The organism is Alcanivorax sp. UBA3183 (assembly GCF_002364155.1).
Taxonomy (GTDB): domain Bacteria; phylum Pseudomonadota; class Gammaproteobacteria; order Pseudomonadales; family Alcanivoracaceae; genus Alcanivorax; species Alcanivorax jadensis.
This window is the reverse complement of the sequence record NZ_DEXN01000024.1, coordinates 46,729-63,128: the sequence shown is the minus strand read 5'-3', so window position 1 is coordinate 63,128 and position 16,400 is coordinate 46,729. Positions and strand designations below refer to the sequence as shown.

Genomic DNA, 16,400 nt, shown 5'->3' with positions numbered 1-16,400 from the left:
GATGCCGCGGACTGCAATCAGTTCAGGGTAACGGGCTGCTCCGGAGCGTAACGCTCCACGGCGATAATCTCTACCTCGAAGGTCAGGTCTCGGCCGGCCAGAGGGTGATTGAAATCCACATAGACCCACTCATCCTCCACCTTGCTGATCACGCCAGGCAGTTCGCCGCCAGCCGCATCCGCAAAGCTCAGCACCATGCCCTGCTCCAGGGTGTCGTACTGGGCAAAGGTACTACGGGTGAAGTGCTGCACATTGTCGTCGTTGTAATCGCCGAAGGCCTTGTTCGCCTCCAGGAAAACGCTACGGCGATCGCCGGCTTTAAGGCCGCGCAAGGCATTTTCAAAGCCCGGCAGCAGGGATTCGTCACCCCAGACGAAGGCCGCCGGGTCACCGCCGAAGGTGGAATCCAGCTCGGTGCCATCCATCAGGCGCACCGCAAAATGCAGAGTGATACGGGTGTCCGGGCCCGCCCGGAGAATCTCAGTCATGCTTTTTGGCTCCCAGGAGCATATCCAGCAGAATCAGACCGGCACCAATGGTGATAGCGCTGTCGGCGATATTGAAGGCCGGGAAGTGGCTGTTACCCCAGTAGAAATCCAGAAAGTCCACCACATGCCCCAGCACCAGCCGGTCGTAGAAATTGCCCAGGGCCCCGCCCAGAATCAGCGCCAACGCGACGCCCTGCAGTTTCTCTGCAGCGGTGAGCCGGGTCAGCCAGACCAGGATCAGTACCGAAGCACCCAGGGCAATGGCGGTAAAGAACCAGCGCTGCCAGCCCCCCGCATCCGCCAGAAAGCTGAATGCGGCACCGGGGTTATAAGCCAGGGTCAGATTGAAGAACGGCATCACTTCCAGCCGCTCGTAGAGATCAAACCGGGCCACCACCATATGCTTGGTGATCTGATCCAGGGCAATCACCACACCGGTGAGCCACAACCAAATTAGTTGCCCTGGCAGCAGCCGTTTGCTGCTTTCAGAAGATGAGATATCTGGCGTTTTAGGCATAACGTCGCACCTCACCCTCGCCGTCCACGTTCGTCACGCAACGGCCACACAACTCCGGATGCGCGGCATGGGAGCCGACATCCGGCTGGTGGTGCCAGCAGCGCGCGCACTTGCCGTACTCACTGGCCAGCACCTGCACCTTCAACCCGCTCACCGCCGTGTCTTCCAGCTCGGCAGGCGCCTCCCCCAGAGGCTTGAGGGTGGCCGCAGAGGTAATGGTGACGAAACGCAGCTCATCGCCCAGACGGTTCAACAGCGTCTGCTGCTGGTCATCCACATAGAGCACCACCTCGGCACTGAGGCCGCCCTTGATCAGCTTGTCGCGACGGGCATTCTCGATGGCCTTGTTCACCGCCTGCTTCACATCCTGCATCTGCTGCCAGAAATTACGATCCATGTCCGCATCGGTAAGACCGAAAAGGCCGTCGTACCATTCCGCCAGGAACACCGAATCGAGACGCTCGCCGGGCAGGTTTTCGTAGATTTCCTCGGCGGTGAAGCTGAGTACCGGCGCCATCCAGCGCACCAGCGCCTGGGCGATATGATAAAGGGCTGTCTGGCAGGAGCGCCGCGCCACGGAATCCGCCTGGGTGGTGTACTGGCGATCCTTGATGATATCCAGGTAGAAGCCGCCCAGATCCAGGGCACAGAAGTTGTGCAACTTCTGGTAGACCTGATGGAAATGGTAGCCGTCGTAAAGCCCCTGAATCTCTTCCTGCAGTTGCAGGGCGCGATCGACAATGTAGCGATCCAACGCCAGCATCTGCTCCGGCTGCAACGCATCGCTGGCCGGGTCGAAACCGCTCAGGTTGGAGAGCAGGAAACGGCTGGTGTTACGGATACGACGATAGCTATCGCCCATCTGCTTGAGGATGTCCTTGGACACGGACATCTCGCCACGATAATCGGTGGCTGCCACCCACAGACGCAGGATATCGGCGCCCAGATCGTTCCACACTTCCTGGGGCGCGATCACATTGCCGACGGACTTGGACATCTTGCGGCCCTGCTCATCCACGGTGAAACCATGGGTCAGGACGGTCTTGTAAGGTGCTGCATCGCGAACCGCCAGGCTGGTCAGCAGCGAAGACTGGAACCAGCCACGATGCTGGTCGGACCCTTCCAGATACAGGTCCGCCGGGGTGTTCAGCTGCGGACGTTGGTCCAGTACGCAGTAATGAGTGACACCGGAATCGAACCACACATCCAGAGTATCGGTCACCTTGCTGTACTGGTCGGCCTGCTCGCCCAGCAACTCGGCGGGCGCCAGATCGAACCAGGCATCAATGCCTTTCTGCTCCACCCGCTGGGCGACCTGTTCGATCAGGGCCGGGGTGTCCGGGTGCAGCTCGCCGGTTTCCTTGTTCACGAACAGCGCAATGGGCACGCCCCAGGTACGCTGGCGGGAGATACACCAGTCCGGGCGGTCGGTGAGCATGCCTTCGATGCGGGCCTTGCCCCACTCCGGCAGCCACTGCACCTTGTCGATTTCCTGACGGGCACGGGGCAGCAGCCCGGCCTGGTCCATGGAGACAAACCACTGGGCGGTGGCACGGAAGATCAGTGGCGTCTTGTGGCGCCAGCAATGCGGGTAGCTGTGCTCGATTTTTGCCAGCTTCACCAAGGCACCGCTTTCCTGCAGTGCCTCGATCACCGGCTCGTTGGCCTTGCTGACATGCACTCCGCCCACTACTGGCAGGTCGTCACGAAACAGGCCGCTGTCCAGCACCGGGCTGATCGGGTCCAGATCGTATTGCTGGCCCACCACAAAGTCATCGGCACCGTGGCCGGGAGCGGTGTGCACCAGGCCGGTACCGGCATCGGTGGTCACGTGCTCACCGAGAATCACCGGCACCTGCGCACCCAGGAACGGATGCTGCAGAGACAATGCTTCCAGCTTTTCGCCTTTCACTGTGGTTGAGCGGGTTACGCTCTCCATGCCCCAGCGCTCCACCAGATCGTCCGCCAGCGCCTCGGCCACCAACAGCTCAAGATGCTGGCCATCCAACTCGCCGCTGAGCAGCACATAGTCCAGCTGCGGATGCACCGCCACCGCCCGGTTAGCCGGGATGGTCCAGGGAGTGGTAGTCCAGATGACCAGCGCCGGAGCGGTGGCCTTGATGCCGGAACGGGCAGTAAAGTCCGCCACATCCACCACACTAAACTCCACATCAATGGCCGGGGACACCTTGTCGTAGTATTCCACTTCCGCTTCCGCCAGGGCGGAGGCGCAGTCCAGACACCAGTGCACCGGCTTGAAGCCCTGCTGCAGGTGGCCGTTGTCGACGATCTTGCCCAGGGAACGGATGATGTTCGCCTCGAAGGCGTAATCCATGGTCAGGTAGGGATTGTCCCAGTCGCCGAACACGCCCAGGCGCATGAAGTCCGCCTTCTGGCCATTCACCTGCTTGCTGGCGTATTCACGGCACTTCTTGCGGAAAGTACTCGCATCGACTTTGTGCCCGGCCTTGCCGACCTTCTTTTCCACCATCAGTTCGATGGGAAGGCCATGGCAGTCCCAGCCCGGCACATAGGGGGCATCAAAGCCGGCCAGGGTACGGGACTTGACGATCATGTCCTTGAGGATCTTGTTCACCGCATGGCCAATATGAATGTCGCCGTTGGCGTACGGCGGGCCATCGTGAAGAATGAACTTGGGACGGCCGGCAAAGGCCTCACGGATCTTCTGGTAGAGCTGCTTTTGCTGCCACTCTTTCAGACGCGCCGGTTCGCGCTGGGACAAGCCGGCTTTCATGGGAAAGTCGGTTTGGGGAAGATTAAGCGTTGCCTTGTAGTCCGTCATAGTCCCGTCTTAGATAATCCCGTCTTTTCAAAGTAGTCCCGGACCGCTTTCACGTCCTGCCAGATGGCAGTCTTGAGCTGATCCAGATCCGCGAATTTCTCTTCCGCCCGCACATAATGGCGAAAGGCAACCGTCAAATGCTTGTCGTACAGGCTGTCCTTGCCGGCCCCGGCATCGTTACTCTCTTCACGATAATCCAACAGATGCACTTCCAGGCGATTTTCCGTGCCGTTTACCGTCGGCCGGTCGCCCATATTGGCAGCACCGGCCTGGTCCGTGAGCCCGGCGCCAGTCACCGTCACGGCAAACACCCCTGCCAGCGGCGAGTGCAGACGCTTCAGCGCCAGATTCACCGTGGGCAAATCCAGGGTGCGACCGATCTTGTCGCCATGACGCACCCGACCACTGATGGCAAAGGGGCGACCCAGTAAGGTTTCCGCCAGGGCAAAATCGCCGGCGCTGAGCGCCGCTCGCACCCGGGTGCTGGACACCCGCTCGCCATGGATTTCGCAGGTGGCGGTATCTGTCACAGCGAAACCGAACTGCCCGCCAGCCTGCTGCAGGTAGGCGAAATCCCCGTCGCGACCACAACCGAAACGGAAATCATCACCCACCACCAGGTATTCCACCCCTAGCCCATCCACCAACAGGGATTGCACAAAGGCTTCAGCGGTCAAAGAGCGGAAACGCTCGTCAAATCGCACGCACAGCACCTGATCCACCCCGGCGTTACGCAGGGCAATCAGCTTGTCGCGCAGGGACATGAGCCGGGCCGGCGCCTGCTGCGGAGCAAAAAATTCCTGAGGTTGCGGCTCGAACAGCATCACCGTGGCCTTCAGTCCACGGCGGCGGGCTTCTGCGATCACCTGATCCAGAATCCGCTGATGCCCCTGATGCACCCCATCGAAATTGCCGATGGTGGCCACGCAGCCGCGATGCCTGTCGCGCAGATTGTGAATGCCGCGAATCAGTCGCATCTCATCCTCGTCTCAAAAGACGCCCGATTATACAGGCTCGTCGATGGTTTTGTATGCGCCCGTGACCTGCCGGCGGGAAAAACGGTTAACCGCCAAAGACATGGTGCTCACAGGGAGTAAAGACAACGCCCTTTGCACCTCTTGCCGGAAATTAGCGACGCAAGTGCCGGGGGCGCAACCCCAATACCAGCAGACTGGTGCCATAGATAGCCAGCCCGGAAGCGACAATCAGGCTGAGCCAGCCGATCCGGTTCCAGACACCTGCCTCGGTCCAGGCCTGGGTCTGCAACGACAACCAGTAGGTGACCGCCGCCATGGCAATACCAGCAAACACCATCCGCCCCCAGAGTAACAACCAGCCCTTGAGCGGCTGATAAACCCCGGCCCGACGCAGCCCAAGATACAACAGCCCGGCATTAAGCCAGGCGGACAGCGCCATGGCCGTCGCCAGCCCCACATGGTGCCACTCCCACACCAGCATGGCGCCGAACGCCATATTCGCCAGCATGGCAATCACACCGATCTTCACCGGGGTGCGGGTGTCCTGACGGGCATAGAAGCCTGGCGCCAGCACCTTGATCAGCATGGCCGCCAACAGGCCGGTACTGTAAGCGCGCAGGGATTCCGCCGTTTTCGCCACATCAAAGGCAGTGAATTCACCGTACTGGAACAGGGTGGACAGCAGCGGCTCGGCCAATACTGCCAACGCCAGCGCCGCCGGCAGACCAATCAGCAGCACCATGCGGATAGCCCAATCCAGAGTACGGGAAAACGCCTCGCTGGACGCATCCACATGTTTGCTGGACAGGCTGGGCAGGATCACCGTGCCAATGGCCACCGCGAAAATGCCCAACGGCAGCTCGATCAGCCGGTCCGTATAATAGAGCCAGGTCACCGAACCGGTTTCCAGCAGTGACGCCAGCACCGTATTGACCAGGGAGTTGAGCTGATAGACCGACGCCCCGAACAGGGCCGGAATCATCAATGTCATGATCTTGCGCACCCCCGGATCCGACCAGCCCATGCGCGGCACCGGCATCAGGTTCAACCGCGCCAGGAACGGCAACTGGAACAGCAGCTGCGCCACCCCGGCGATCAACACCCCCCAGGCCAGCGCCACCGCCATGCGATCTTCGGCAAACTGCGGCGCCAGGAACAGGGCGCAGCCGATCAGACTCAGGTTCAACAGCACCGGGGTAAAGGCCGGCACCGCAAAGCGGTTCCAGGAATTGAGAATGCCGCCGGCAAAGGCGGTCAGGGAAATAAAGAACAGATAGGGGAAGGTCAGCCGCAGCATTTCCACGGTCAGCGCCCGTTTCACCGGATCATCGCCAAAACCGGGAGCAAACAGCCACACCACCCCCGCCGCCGCCAGCATCCCCACCAGCGTGATCAACGCCACCACGGTTCCCAGGGTGCCGGCCACCCGGTCCACCAACAGCTTGGTGGCCGCCATGCTGCCTTTGCTTCGATACTCGCTGAGCACCGGCACAAACGCCTGGTTAAAGGCCCCTTCGGCAAACAGGCGACGGAAAAAATTGGGGATTTTCAGGGCCACGAAGAAGGCATCGGCCCCGGCGGAAGCCCCCAGCATACGGGCGATCACCACATCCCGGACCAGCCCGAGCACCCGCGACAGCATGGTCATGGTCGCCACCAGGGCGGTGGAGGCCATTAAACCGGCTTTTTTCGGGGTCTTTTCTGTGGGTTCGGTCATGATGCCTCCAGCAAACCGGGCAAGAGTAAACAAAGGTCGCCCAAACCGCCAGAATGATGATTTCCGCCCCCACAGCCCATTGACATCGGGCCGTCGGATCGGCATAGTTGCGCGTCTTTAGACCATGACCCGCGTGTTTTTTGATCACAACAGGTAGGGTCGGCCCCAGCGGCCAGTGTCACAACCCGAATTTGACCTTCGAATTTAAAAGTATAGGAGCAGGACCTTGGCTAACTCACCGCAAGCACGCAAGCGTGCGCGTCAGGCGGAAAACCGCCGTCAGCACAACGCAGCGATGCGCTCCATGGTGCGCACATACCTGAAAAAGGTGAACGCGGCTATTGCGTCCGGCGACCAAGGCAGCGCTCAGGAAGCTTATACCCAGGCGGTGTCTGTGCTGGATAAAGCCACCCGCAAGGGCAAGTTTCACCCGAACAAGGCAGCTCGCCACAAGAGCCGCCTGAACGCCAAGATCAAGGCCATGGCTGCCTGATTCTGACGCGTTCGCGTTAAAAAACCGGCCATTGGCCGGTTTTTTTATGCCTGGAAATCAGTGACGAGTTGCGAGAAGCGAGTTTCGAAGGGCCAAACCGGTTTTGCCTTTCGCTTCTCGAAACTCGAAAACTCGAGACTCGCTTCCCACATCAGCCGACGTCGAACACCACCATATTATCCCGGTGGATCAGTTCCTCTTCATTCATGTAGCCCAGCACATCGGCAATCTCGGTACTTTTCTTTCTACAGATGCGGCGTGCGTCGGCAGCGTCATAGTTGGCCAGGCCACAGCCGATACGCTCGCCCTGCTCGCTCTCACAGGCCACCATTTCCCCCCGTGAGAACTGGCCGAACACATCCACCACACCCACCGGCAGCAGGCTGGAGCCGCCATCGCGGATACGGCGCACCGCACCGGCATCCAGCACCACACGGCCACGCATCTGCAGATGCCCGGCCAGCCACTGCTTGCGGGCATTCATGGGCGAGGTATCCGGCAACAATGTGGTGCCCGGCCCCTGCCCCTGGGCCAGCTCTGCCAACACCTGCGGGCTGCGCCCGGAGGCAATGGTCGTCGACGCCCCAGAGCGGGCAGCCAGCTTGGCGGCACGCACCTTGGTGGCCATGCCTCCACGCCCCAATAATCCGCCACCGCCAGCCACTCGGGCAATATCCGGGTCCGACGCCCGTGCCTCGCGGATCAATGCTGCCTGGGGATTGCTACGTGGGTCGGCGTCGAAGAGCCCATCTTGGTCGGTGAGAATCACCAGCCGGTCCGCCTCGATCAGATTCGCCACCAGAGCCGCCAGGGTATCGTTGTCGCCAAAGCGGATTTCATCGGTGACCACGGTATCGTTCTCGTTCACCACCGGCACCACCGAAAAGCCCAGCAGGGTCAGCAGCGTGGAGCGGGCATTGAGGTAGCGTTTGCGATCGGACAAGTCATCGTGGGTAAGGAGCACCTGGGCGGTGTGCAGATTGTGCTTCTGAAAGCGCGACTCCCAGGCCTGCACCAGCCCCATCTGGCCCACCGCAGCAGCGGCCTGCAGCTCGTGCACGGAATCCGGACGGGAGGTCCAACCCAGCCGGGTCATTCCTTCCGCCACGGCGCCGGAGGACACAATCACCACTTCGATGCCCTGCTCACGCAGCGCCACCATGCGGTCCACCCAGGACTGCATCAACGCACAATCCAGCCCCTTGCCGTCATTAGTCAGCAGGGCACTGCCTATCTTGATTACCCAACGCTGGCGGTCCGCCACACCCACTCCTTAGTCACGCTTGATCAGGGTTCGTAAACCACTTCCACATCGTGGTCATCATCGTCGTCGTCATCATCATTCTGGCGGGCCCGGCGTGCATCCGCCTTGAGCTCCTGCACCTTCTCGCGGGCTTCTTCTTCCAGACGAGCCCGCAGATCCTGCTGCGCGGCGGCATAATCCGGATCTTCCTGTTCCAGCCGGCGACGGTCTTCAATAGCATTCATCAGGGCGTAGACCAGGTCTTCGCAGCCCACACCCGCAGCAGCGGAAATGCGGAACACCGGCCCCTGCCAGCCCAGCTCCTCAACGATGGCATCCGCCTGCGTCTGCGCTTCATCATCCGCCAGTAGATCAATCTTGTTGAACACCAGCCAGCGCTCCTGTTCGGCCAGAGCCGGAGAAAAACGGTCCAGCTCGTCGGCAATGGCATCAATGTGATCGGCCGGACTGCTGCCATCCATGGGCGCCAGATCCACCACATGCAGCAACAGGCGGGTACGCGCCAGATGCTTGAGGAAACGAATCCCCAAACCTGCACCCTCTGCGGCCCCTTCGATCAGGCCGGGAATATCAGCCACCACAAAACTGCGATGGCGATCCGCCTTCACCACGCCAAGATTGGGCACCAGGGTGGTAAACGGATAATCCGCCACCTTGGGTTTGGCGGCAGAAATGGCCCGGATCAGGGTGCTCTTGCCGGCATTGGGCATGCCCAGCAGCCCCACATCCGCCAGCACTTTCAATTCCAGGCGCAGGCGACGGGATTCACCCGGCTTGCCCTTGGTAATCTTGCGCGGGGCCTGGTTGGTGCTGCTCTTGAAATGAATATTACCGAGCCCGCCGCGACCGCCCAGGGCGATCATTACCGGCTTCTCCGGATCGGTCAGATCCGCCAGCACCTCATCGGTATCCACATCGACGATGGTAGTACCCACCGGCACCAGCAACACCACGTCATCAGCGGATTTACCGGTCATCTGCCGCCCCTTGCCGCCCTCGCCGTTACGGGCTTTGAAATTGCGGTCGTAGCGGTAATCCACCAGAGTATTCAGATTGGTATCCGCCTTCACCAGCACACTGCCACCGGCGCCGCCGTCGCCACCATCCGGACCGCCGAATTCCACGTATTTTTCGCGCCGGAAACTCAGACAGCCATCACCGCCTTTACCGGCGTGAACTTCAATGGTGGCTTCATCGACAAATTGCATTGGGGGACACTCTATTACTGGATGGATGCCATTGTAGGGCAGCACACGGGCCACTCACCACAATGTCCTGGATCTGTTCGCGTGCTATTGCCCACGCCGCTTGCAAGCAGCCTGACACAAAAAAGCCCCGCGGGCAGGAGCCTCGCGGGGCTTTGAGAACCTGTTCGCGCTCTATACGCAGCAGCGCCGGAGTCAATTTTGTCGCCAGGTCGTGATTGCGATTGTGCCGTGTAGTCATTCTACATAAGCAAGCGCAATCGCGGGCTGGCGGCAAAAGGGGCCCGGCCCTTCGGGTTGCCACTAAAAAAGCCGCCATGCCGTGTTGTGAACCTTGAACTTGACCCGTCAGGCCCTGCGGTTCACGCCTTGCCTGGCGGCTTTTTTAGTGGCAACGCTGCTGCGTATAGAGCGCGAACAGGTTCTTACCGACCCTTGCGGATCAGGCCACGGGCTCGATCACCACAAACTTGCGGCTCAGCGGACCCTTGGTTTCAAACTTAACGCGACCGGTTTCCTTGGCAAAGATGGTGTGGTCTTTGCCCATGCCGGTGTTACCACCAGCGTGGAATTTGGTGCCACGCTGACGAACGATGATTTCGCCTGCGCTGACCAATTGACCGCCAAAGCGCTTTACGCCAAGGCGTTTACTTTCCGAATCGCGACCGTTACGAGTACTACCACCGGCTTTCTTATGTGCCATGTCTCAATCCTCTCTTCAAATGTCTAAGGATCAGCCCTGGATCCCGGTGATTTTCACCGCCGTGTACCACTGGCGATGACCTTGTTGCTTGCGGGAGTGCTTGCGACGACGGAACTTCACAATCTTGATTTTCTTGTGACGGCCCTGCTCCAGCACTTCAGCGGTTACCTTGGCGCCATCCAGCATCGGCTGGCCGACTTTCACGTCATCGCCGTTGGCAACCAGCAGCACCTGGTCGAAATCCACGGATTCGCCGGTGGCCACTTCAATTTTCTCGATGCGCACAACATCGCCTTCTTCAACGCGATACTGCTTGCCACCGGTTTTGATTACTGCGTACATGCATGTGCTCCAGCACGACTCCACTCAGGCGGACGACTCCAGTTCAGAAGCATCGTCACTTGCAGGCCAGGCAGAGGATGAAATTGGGTCGCGAAGTGTACGTGAAACACCGCCCCTGAACAAGCCCTGATTCTGCCCGCTGCCGCGGCCTTCACAGGGAATGGGCTTTCCTTGACTAGCCGCCAGCCACTGCTAGCATTGCCCGCTGTTGCGCCCACCTTCTGTCTGGACACAAGTGCATGGATTTCAAGGCCATTTATGCTGTCGTCGAAGATGACTTCGCGGCGGTGAACCAGTTTATCAACCACCACCTGGATTCCAATGTCCCGCTGATCCGCGAGGTGGGGGATTATATCGTCCAGTCCGGTGGCAAACGCCTGCGTCCGCTGGTGTCCATCCTGTGTGCCCGCGCCTCGGGCTATCATGGCGAGCGCCATGTGGATGTGGCCGCCATTATCGAGTTCCTGCATACCGCGACTCTGCTCCACGATGATGTGGTGGATGAGTCCAACTTGCGCCGCGGACGGCCCACGGTCAATGCGGTATGGGGCAATGCCGCCAGCGTCCTGGTGGGCGATTTCCTGATTTCCCGCGCCCTGCAGCTAATGGTGGGCCTCAGGCATTCTCGGTTGCTGGATATTTTCTCCCAGAGCACCAATACCATCTCCGAGGGTGAGGTGCTGCAGCTGATCAATGTGCGCGACCCCAACACCAGCGAAGACAACTACATGCGGGTGATTCATCACAAGACCGCCAAGATGTTTGAATCGGCGGCGGAAACCGGCGCCGTTCTGGGGGCCGACGAAAACACTGACTTCGTGGATGCCTTCGCCGCCTACGGCCGCCATCTGGGCATTGCCTTTCAGCTTATCGACGATGTGCTGGACTACCAGGGCGAAGCCAACGAGCTGGGCAAGAACGTGGGCGACGACCTGGCCGAGGGCAAACCCACCCTGCCGCTGATCTACACCATCGCCAACGGCAGTGCGGAGCAGGCCACACTGATCAAGGATGCCATTCGCAACGGCGGCCTGGACCATCTGCAGCATATTATTGAAACCGTTCAGGCCAGCGGTGGTCTGCAATATACGGTGGACAAGGCCGCCGAGCATACGCGCCTGGCCCTGGACGCCATCGCCGCGGTGCCGGCCTCCCCTTACAAGGAGACCCTGTTCACCCTGGCGGAAGAATCTCTCAAGCGGACCTATTGAAAACCGCAACAGGCAACACGCTGCACGAAATATTGATGCGCCGCGTGTTGGCTGAACCTGTCACCAAGGAGTCCTTATGTTACGCGCTGTGCTAGTTCTTGCCCTGAGTGCCACCTTTGCCGGCTGCGCCCTCAGCCCGCAGATGATTGACGTCAAACCGGTTGCCGATGTGGAGGCCACCAATGTTGGCCAGAATCAGCCCGTGCAGGTTCTGGCGGTGGATTCCCGTGACCAGGAAGCCTTCGGCACCCGCGGCGGCGTGTATAAAAACACCGCCTTGGTGCGCCCCGCCAATGATGTAAAAAGCGCTATCGAAGATGCCATTCGCAAAGGGCTGCAAACCCAGGGCTTCAATGCCTTCAACCCCGGCGAAGATGCCACTCGCCTGGAGGTTCGCCTGGAACAGCTGGACTATGTGCCCGAAGAAGGCTCAGTGGTCAATGAAGTGACCCTGACTCTCACCCTGCTGGCCGAAGCCAGCCGCGGCGACGTGCTTCACACCGGCACCTACAAAAGCAGCGTAGTTCATGACCTGCCTCTGACCCCCTCGGCCAACCGCAACCAACAGATGGTCAACGACATCCTCAGCGGCGCCATCAACCGCCTGCTCAAGGATCCGGAAATGCTGGCCTTCCTGGCGGGTAACTACACGCCCTGATGCCAGGCAACCGCGTCGCCATTCACTACTGCAGCCAGTGCAACTGGCTGCTGCGCAGCGCCTGGTACGCGCAGGAATTGCTGACCACCTTCAGCGACGAACTGGATGAAGTGGCCCTGCAACCGGGCACAGGCGGAGCATTCCGCATCGAAGCTAATGGCCAGCCGATCTGGGAACGCGAGGCAGATGGCGGTTTTCCGGACATTACCGAGTTGAAGCGACGGGTGCGGGATGTGGTCTGCCCGGAGCGGGAGCTGGGGCATATTGATCGCAAGGACGCCTGATACCCACTACTCCACTGAGCGTCGCGGACAACGCGATAACCAGCGCCGCAAAACACTTTCTACAACGCTGCTGTAGGAGCTCCTCTCGAGGGGCGAACTGAGCATAGCGAGGCAGGCCAGCAATGGAACCTGTAAAGCCCTGATACTCCTGATCGCCCGCGGGGAATTTCCACGCTGACGCGTGGCTCGCCCCTCGAGAGGAGCTCCTACAGCGGCTTCGAAACAGCTCAGGGCAACATGCTCCTGGCTATCGCGCCGCCAGCGACGCTCCTACGGCAACGCCGGGTCAACCTCACAGGGGCGGGCTATTCATTCTCCGGCCGCACATCTACTTGCGGCTCTTCACTGTCGAACGGTACCGCCACCGTAAACAGCAACGGCTGGCAGCACACCTGACAGTCTTCCACGTATTCCTGCTCCGCCACCGACGTATCAATCAGCACCTCGATGGGCTCCCAGCAATGGGGGCATTGCACGGTCACCGGTACCAGTCCCGCCATAAGCTAGCCCACCTCCGCGATGATCAGCCCCTGCAGCCACTGCGGCGCCTCCCCTTCTGCCCAGGGTTCAGGCTGGCCCTGTCCCCAGACCGGACCGGGCCAGCAGGGATCTCCCTCAAAGCGGGCGATGATATGAATATGCAGTTGCGGCACCATATTGCCCAGGGCGCCGATATTGATCTTGTCCGCCCCGGTCACCCGCTCCAGCTCCGCCGCCAGGCCATTGACCTGTTGCAGTAGCAACTGCTGCTCCGTACTGGGCAAATGATGCCATTCGCGCAGACCATCACGCTTGGGCACCACGATCAGCCAGGCAAAGCGCCGGTCATTCATCCAGCGCAGCCAGCACAAGTCGGTTTCCCCCAGGTCACGGGTATCAGCAGCAAGACGGGGATGCAGTGTGGCCATGATGTCTCCTTGATGGACAACAACGCGCAACACGCTTCACGCAACTCCCTGCGTGAAACATGCAGCGTCTCTTATCGATAATCTGAAGGGCTGCGCAGGGTCCAGCGCCGAAACGCCCGGGCAAAATTGGAGGCATCAGAATAGCCCAGACTCATGGCGATCTCGTCCACGGTCTTATCTGTCTGGGTCAGGTACTCCACCGCCAGGCCCTTGCGCAAACCATCCAGCACCTCCTGATAACTGGTACCCAATTGCTGCAGCTTGCGCTTTAGGGTCCGTGAAGACATATGTAGCTCACTGGCCACCTCTTCCACCCCGGGAAAGCGCCCACCGCCGCCCAGAATGATCCGCCGTACCTGGCCAAGCAGGGCTGGCGGCGCCTTGATGGAGGCCATCTCCTGCTCACACTGGTCCGCTGCCATGCGTGCCAGGCGCGGGTCGGCAAACTGCAGCTCATAGTCCAGACGTTCCACCGGAAAGCGCATTTGATTGTAGGCACAATCGAAATATACCGGCACCGGCATCACCGGGCGCATGCGCGCAAAGTACTCCGGTTCCGGGTAGGTAAAACGCAGCTCGCCAATAATCTCCATGTCCGGCAACAACTTCTGGCCCATGAAGTGAAAACTGGCGAACAGGCTTTCCATCATTACCGGCGCCAACCCACCCAGCGCCAGCAACTCATCGATCTGCATCACCGCCATGTCGCCATCGGTGAAAATATCCAGCTGTACCAGGGTGCTGCGGGTACGGAAGTATTTCACCGCCAGCTCCATGGCCTCGCCGAGGGTGGCACTGCTCATGGCGGCATAACCAAGAAACCCGTGGGAGGAAATCGTCATGGCGGCGCCCAACTCCCAGCCCAGCCAGGGTTCACCGCTAAGCTGGATACCGCGCATCACGACCCTTTCAAAATCCTGGGCGGTTACCCGCGCCTTTGGATCGCGCCAGCAACCGGGCTCAATGGCGGTGTCGGACAGCAATACCTCATTGGCAATGCCCCGTCTGGACATCACATCCAGAAAAAGGGCCAGGTATTCGGCGGAGACCGAGTACTCCGCAGGGTCCATTTTTAGTATTGTCATGGCTGTTTCCTGCTGATGCCGTCTATGGCCCCAAATGACCGAAAGAAGCAACCATAACGTTACGCCCTGCCGCTGACAAGTAACTCTCGTTCACTTGATGGCGCCAACCCCGGGAGAGCACCATGTCCACCGCCAACCTCAAAGGCAAAACCCTGTTTATCACCGGCGCCAGCCGTGGCATCGGCAAGGCGATTGCCTTGCGCGCGGCCCGTGACGGCGCCAACGTCGTCCTGTTTGCGAAAACCACAGAGCCCCACCCCAAACTACCGGGCACCATCTATACCGCGGCCGAGGAAATCCGCGAGGCGGGTGGCACAGCCCTGCCCTGCGTGGGGGATATTCGCTACGAGGAACAGCTGCAGGCCGCCGTGGACCAGGCCGTAGACACCTTTGGCGGCATCGACATTCTGGTCAACAATGCCAGTGCCATCTCCCTGACCGGCACCGAAGCCACCACCATGAAGTCCTACGACCTGATGCATCAGATCAACAGTCGCGGCACCTTCATGGCCAGCAAGCTGTGCCTGCCCCATCTGAAGAAAGCCGCCAACCCGCACATCCTCAACCTGGCCCCGCCACTGAACATGGCACCCCACTGGTTTGGCCGCCACGTGGCCTACACCATGGCCAAGTACGGCATGAGCCTGTGTGTACTGGGGATGGCCGACGAATACGCCGGCAAGGTAGCGGTAAATGCCCTGTGGCCGAAAACCGTCATCAATACCGCTGCAGTACAGAACCAGCTGGGCGGCGCGCCCACCGTCAAGGCTGCTCGCCAGCCATCGATCATGGCCGATGCGGCCTGGGCCATCCTCACCAGACCGGTAGCCGACGCTAGCGGGCACTTCTTTATTGATGAGGAGGTACTACGCGATGCCGGCATCAGCGATCTCAGCGGCTATCGGGTGGACCCGGATCTGGACGATGACAAGCTATTGCCGGATTTCTTTCTGGATTGACAGGAAAGGAGGGTTACCAAAATTGTCACTTGCTGCCGGGTTCCGCCCATTTCACCGTGACTTTTTTCACATTTCCTCCGTAACCCTTTGAGCAAAAACAATAAAAATATTTTCACAATGCTGGCACGGTTCTCGCTTTGCTAACTCCAAGCGAGAGAGAACATGCCATGAGCAAGATTCTGAAATTACGAAAACTGCGCCCGACAACGGCACTGGAAAACCTGAACCGGCTCACCGGTCTGGATTTTCAGAGCTTGCCGGAGTCCCTGGTGAACCGTGACGGCACGGCGTCCACGGAACAGGACGACCTGGAGGGCAGGCTGGATTTTCCGCAGCGCGTCAGCCGGCAGGGCTGACGCGTTTATTTTTTGGCTACAGCCAACACAGCACAAGGCCGCCACGGCCATCGGCCCGGAGCAGCCAACTTATCCATCTTCCTGTCTGATCAGTAGTTGGAAATCAGCTTATCGGACGATTTCAGTGCGGCGCCACGACGCTGCATGAACAGCTCTTCCACCACATGGGTCATGGCCGGCTCGCTGAGCCGCAGGGAGATCTGCACCTGCTCCACATCCGCGGTCAGCTTCAGGCGAATACTCCCGGACAACAGGGCACTACCCTCGCCCCCAACGTCAGCAGTATCCACCAGCACAGCCCGGTCGGCCTTGCTGTCCATGTAACGCACTACCAACTGCACCTTGCCTGCGGCCCCGGCAATACGGACCCAGGAGGCCACGTTGAATTCCGCTTCCCACTGGCGGGCACGAGCCGGGCGACCATCAGCCC

19 protein-coding genes are annotated in these 16,400 nt (G+C 60.2%); 6 read left to right on the top strand and 13 right to left on the bottom strand.

What is annotated here, in order from left to right; genetic code table 11:
- Positions 1-17 precede the first annotated feature (17 nt).
- The 5 genes from fkpB to murJ form a co-directional block, all read right to left on the bottom strand.
- Complete coding sequence (fkpB, locus tag B3Q33_RS09880) at positions 18-488, bottom strand: FKBP-type peptidyl-prolyl cis-trans isomerase (protein ID WP_035250038.1); 471 nt, start codon at positions 486-488, stop codon at positions 18-20.
- Positions 481-1,005 (bottom strand): signal peptidase II, encoded by a 525-nt coding sequence (gene lspA, locus B3Q33_RS09875; protein WP_052043072.1) that lies wholly within the window; start codon positions 1,003-1,005, stop codon positions 481-483. The genes fkpB and lspA overlap by 8 nt, the downstream gene beginning before the upstream one ends.
- Positions 998-3,808: an isoleucine--tRNA ligase gene (ileS, locus tag B3Q33_RS09870; RefSeq protein ID WP_272961737.1), complete on the bottom strand. Its 2,811-nt coding sequence runs from the start codon at positions 3,806-3,808 to the stop codon at positions 998-1,000. Before ileS ends, lspA begins: the two co-directional genes overlap by 8 nt.
- Positions 3,805-4,785 carry a bifunctional riboflavin kinase/FAD synthetase gene (ribF, locus tag B3Q33_RS09865; RefSeq protein WP_035250034.1) on the bottom strand — a complete coding sequence of 327 codons (981 nt, stop codon included), beginning with the start codon at positions 4,783-4,785 and terminating at the stop codon, positions 3,805-3,807. The genes ileS and ribF overlap by 4 nt, the downstream gene beginning before the upstream one ends.
- 151 nt (positions 4,786-4,936) lie before the next feature.
- A complete protein-coding gene (gene murJ / locus B3Q33_RS09860) occupies positions 4,937-6,502 on the bottom strand; it encodes a murein biosynthesis integral membrane protein MurJ (RefSeq protein ID WP_272961736.1) in 1,566 nt (521 codons plus the stop codon).
- 226 nt (positions 6,503-6,728) lie between these two features.
- On the opposite strand from murJ, the gene rpsT reads away from it, so the two are divergent.
- Entirely contained in the window at positions 6,729-6,995 is a 267-nt protein-coding gene (gene rpsT, locus B3Q33_RS09855; protein WP_035250031.1) for a 30S ribosomal protein S20, read from the top strand.
- Between the two features lie 151 nt (positions 6,996-7,146).
- Here the strand turns inward: rpsT and proB are convergent, their stop codons facing one another.
- From proB to rplU, 4 genes are all read right to left on the bottom strand, one after another.
- Positions 7,147-8,259 carry a glutamate 5-kinase gene (proB, locus tag B3Q33_RS09850; RefSeq protein ID WP_035250029.1) on the bottom strand — a complete coding sequence of 371 codons (1,113 nt, stop codon included), beginning with the start codon at positions 8,257-8,259 and terminating at the stop codon, positions 7,147-7,149.
- Positions 8,260-8,282: 23 nt separating this feature from the next.
- Positions 8,283-9,467, bottom strand: a complete 1,185-nt coding sequence (gene cgtA / locus B3Q33_RS09845) for an Obg family GTPase CgtA (protein WP_273010078.1) — start codon at positions 9,465-9,467, stop codon at positions 8,283-8,285.
- Positions 9,468-9,906: 439 nt separating this feature from the next.
- On the bottom strand, positions 9,907-10,167 hold the full coding sequence (gene rpmA, locus B3Q33_RS09840; RefSeq protein WP_035250027.1) for a 50S ribosomal protein L27: 261 nt from the start codon (positions 10,165-10,167) through the stop codon (positions 9,907-9,909).
- Between the two features lie 30 nt (positions 10,168-10,197).
- Complete coding sequence (gene rplU, locus B3Q33_RS09835) at positions 10,198-10,509, bottom strand: 50S ribosomal protein L21 (protein WP_007148862.1); 312 nt, start codon at positions 10,507-10,509, stop codon at positions 10,198-10,200.
- A gap of 239 nt (positions 10,510-10,748) precedes the next feature.
- Between rplU and B3Q33_RS09830 the strand changes: the two genes are divergently transcribed.
- The 3 genes from B3Q33_RS09830 (at position 10,749) to B3Q33_RS09820 (ending at position 12,662) form a co-directional block, all read left to right on the top strand.
- Positions 10,749-11,720: a polyprenyl synthetase family protein gene (locus B3Q33_RS09830; protein ID WP_273010080.1), complete on the top strand. Its 972-nt coding sequence runs from the start codon at positions 10,749-10,751 to the stop codon at positions 11,718-11,720.
- Between the two features lie 76 nt (positions 11,721-11,796).
- Positions 11,797-12,378 carry a YajG family lipoprotein gene (locus tag B3Q33_RS09825; protein ID WP_272962030.1) on the top strand — a complete coding sequence of 194 codons (582 nt, stop codon included), beginning with the start codon at positions 11,797-11,799 and terminating at the stop codon, positions 12,376-12,378.
- Positions 12,378-12,662 (top strand): SelT/SelW/SelH family protein, encoded by a 285-nt coding sequence (locus B3Q33_RS09820; RefSeq protein WP_272962031.1) that lies wholly within the window; start codon positions 12,378-12,380, stop codon positions 12,660-12,662. Before B3Q33_RS09825 ends, B3Q33_RS09820 begins: the two co-directional genes overlap by 1 nt.
- A 305-nt stretch (positions 12,663-12,967) precedes the next feature.
- Here the strand turns inward: B3Q33_RS09820 and B3Q33_RS09815 are convergent, their stop codons facing one another.
- From B3Q33_RS09815 to B3Q33_RS09805, 3 genes are all read right to left on the bottom strand, one after another.
- Positions 12,968-13,162, bottom strand: a complete 195-nt coding sequence (locus tag B3Q33_RS09815) for a CPXCG motif-containing cysteine-rich protein (RefSeq protein WP_035250019.1) — start codon at positions 13,160-13,162, stop codon at positions 12,968-12,970.
- A 3-nt stretch (positions 13,163-13,165) separates the two neighbouring features.
- On the bottom strand, positions 13,166-13,570 hold the full coding sequence (locus tag B3Q33_RS09810) for an HIT domain-containing protein (RefSeq protein WP_272962032.1): 405 nt from the start codon (positions 13,568-13,570) through the stop codon (positions 13,166-13,168).
- Positions 13,571-13,641: 71 nt separating this feature from the next.
- Positions 13,642-14,655 (bottom strand): AraC family transcriptional regulator, encoded by a 1,014-nt coding sequence (locus B3Q33_RS09805; RefSeq protein WP_035250015.1) that lies wholly within the window; start codon positions 14,653-14,655, stop codon positions 13,642-13,644.
- A 122-nt stretch (positions 14,656-14,777) separates the two neighbouring features.
- Here B3Q33_RS09805 and B3Q33_RS09800 point away from each other — a divergent pair, with 122 nt between their 5' ends.
- Both B3Q33_RS09800 and B3Q33_RS09795 read left to right on the top strand, forming a co-directional pair.
- Positions 14,778-15,614, top strand: a complete 837-nt coding sequence (locus tag B3Q33_RS09800) for an SDR family oxidoreductase (RefSeq protein WP_272961453.1) — start codon at positions 14,778-14,780, stop codon at positions 15,612-15,614.
- Between the two features lie 167 nt (positions 15,615-15,781).
- Positions 15,782-15,970, top strand: a complete 189-nt coding sequence (locus B3Q33_RS09795; protein ID WP_272961452.1) for a hypothetical protein — start codon at positions 15,782-15,784, stop codon at positions 15,968-15,970.
- An 89-nt stretch (positions 15,971-16,059) separates the two neighbouring features.
- Here B3Q33_RS09795 and B3Q33_RS09790 read toward each other — a convergent pair.
- On the bottom strand, positions 16,060-16,400 hold a 341-nt coding region (locus B3Q33_RS09790), incomplete at its 5' end, for a hypothetical protein (protein WP_286827506.1).

What these genes read in the sequence shown, in the direction of transcription:
- B3Q33_RS09805 (WP_035250015.1), bottom strand. Translation starts at nt 14,655, where the DNA reads ATGACAATACTAAAAATGGACCCTGCGGAGTACTCGGTCTCCGCCGAA.
- lspA (WP_052043072.1), bottom strand. Translation starts at nt 1,005, where the DNA reads ATGCCTAAAACGCCAGATATCTCATCTTCTGAAAGCAGCAAACGGCTG.
- murJ (WP_272961736.1), bottom strand. Translation starts at nt 6,502, where the DNA reads ATGACCGAACCCACAGAAAAGACCCCGAAAAAAGCCGGTTTAATGGCC.
- B3Q33_RS09795 (WP_272961452.1), top strand. Translation starts at nt 15,782, where the DNA reads ATGAGCAAGATTCTGAAATTACGAAAACTGCGCCCGACAACGGCACTG.
- B3Q33_RS09820 (WP_272962031.1), top strand. Translation starts at nt 12,378, where the DNA reads ATGCCAGGCAACCGCGTCGCCATTCACTACTGCAGCCAGTGCAACTGG.
- fkpB (WP_035250038.1), bottom strand. Translation starts at nt 488, where the DNA reads ATGACTGAGATTCTCCGGGCGGGCCCGGACACCCGTATCACTCTGCAT.
- ileS (WP_272961737.1), bottom strand. Translation starts at nt 3,808, where the DNA reads ATGACGGACTACAAGGCAACGCTTAATCTTCCCCAAACCGACTTTCCC.
- rpmA (WP_035250027.1), bottom strand. Translation starts at nt 10,167, where the DNA reads ATGGCACATAAGAAAGCCGGTGGTAGTACTCGTAACGGTCGCGATTCG.
- ribF (WP_035250034.1), bottom strand. Translation starts at nt 4,785, where the DNA reads ATGCGACTGATTCGCGGCATTCACAATCTGCGCGACAGGCATCGCGGC.
- B3Q33_RS09810 (WP_272962032.1), bottom strand. Translation starts at nt 13,570, where the DNA reads ATGGCCACACTGCATCCCCGTCTTGCTGCTGATACCCGTGACCTGGGG.
- B3Q33_RS09800 (WP_272961453.1), top strand. Translation starts at nt 14,778, where the DNA reads ATGTCCACCGCCAACCTCAAAGGCAAAACCCTGTTTATCACCGGCGCC.
- rplU (WP_007148862.1), bottom strand. Translation starts at nt 10,509, where the DNA reads ATGTACGCAGTAATCAAAACCGGTGGCAAGCAGTATCGCGTTGAAGAA.
- B3Q33_RS09830 (WP_273010080.1), top strand. Translation starts at nt 10,749, where the DNA reads ATGGATTTCAAGGCCATTTATGCTGTCGTCGAAGATGACTTCGCGGCG.
- B3Q33_RS09815 (WP_035250019.1), bottom strand. Translation starts at nt 13,162, where the DNA reads ATGGCGGGACTGGTACCGGTGACCGTGCAATGCCCCCATTGCTGGGAG.
- cgtA (WP_273010078.1), bottom strand. Translation starts at nt 9,467, where the DNA reads ATGCAATTTGTCGATGAAGCCACCATTGAAGTTCACGCCGGTAAAGGC.
- B3Q33_RS09825 (WP_272962030.1), top strand. Translation starts at nt 11,797, where the DNA reads ATGTTACGCGCTGTGCTAGTTCTTGCCCTGAGTGCCACCTTTGCCGGC.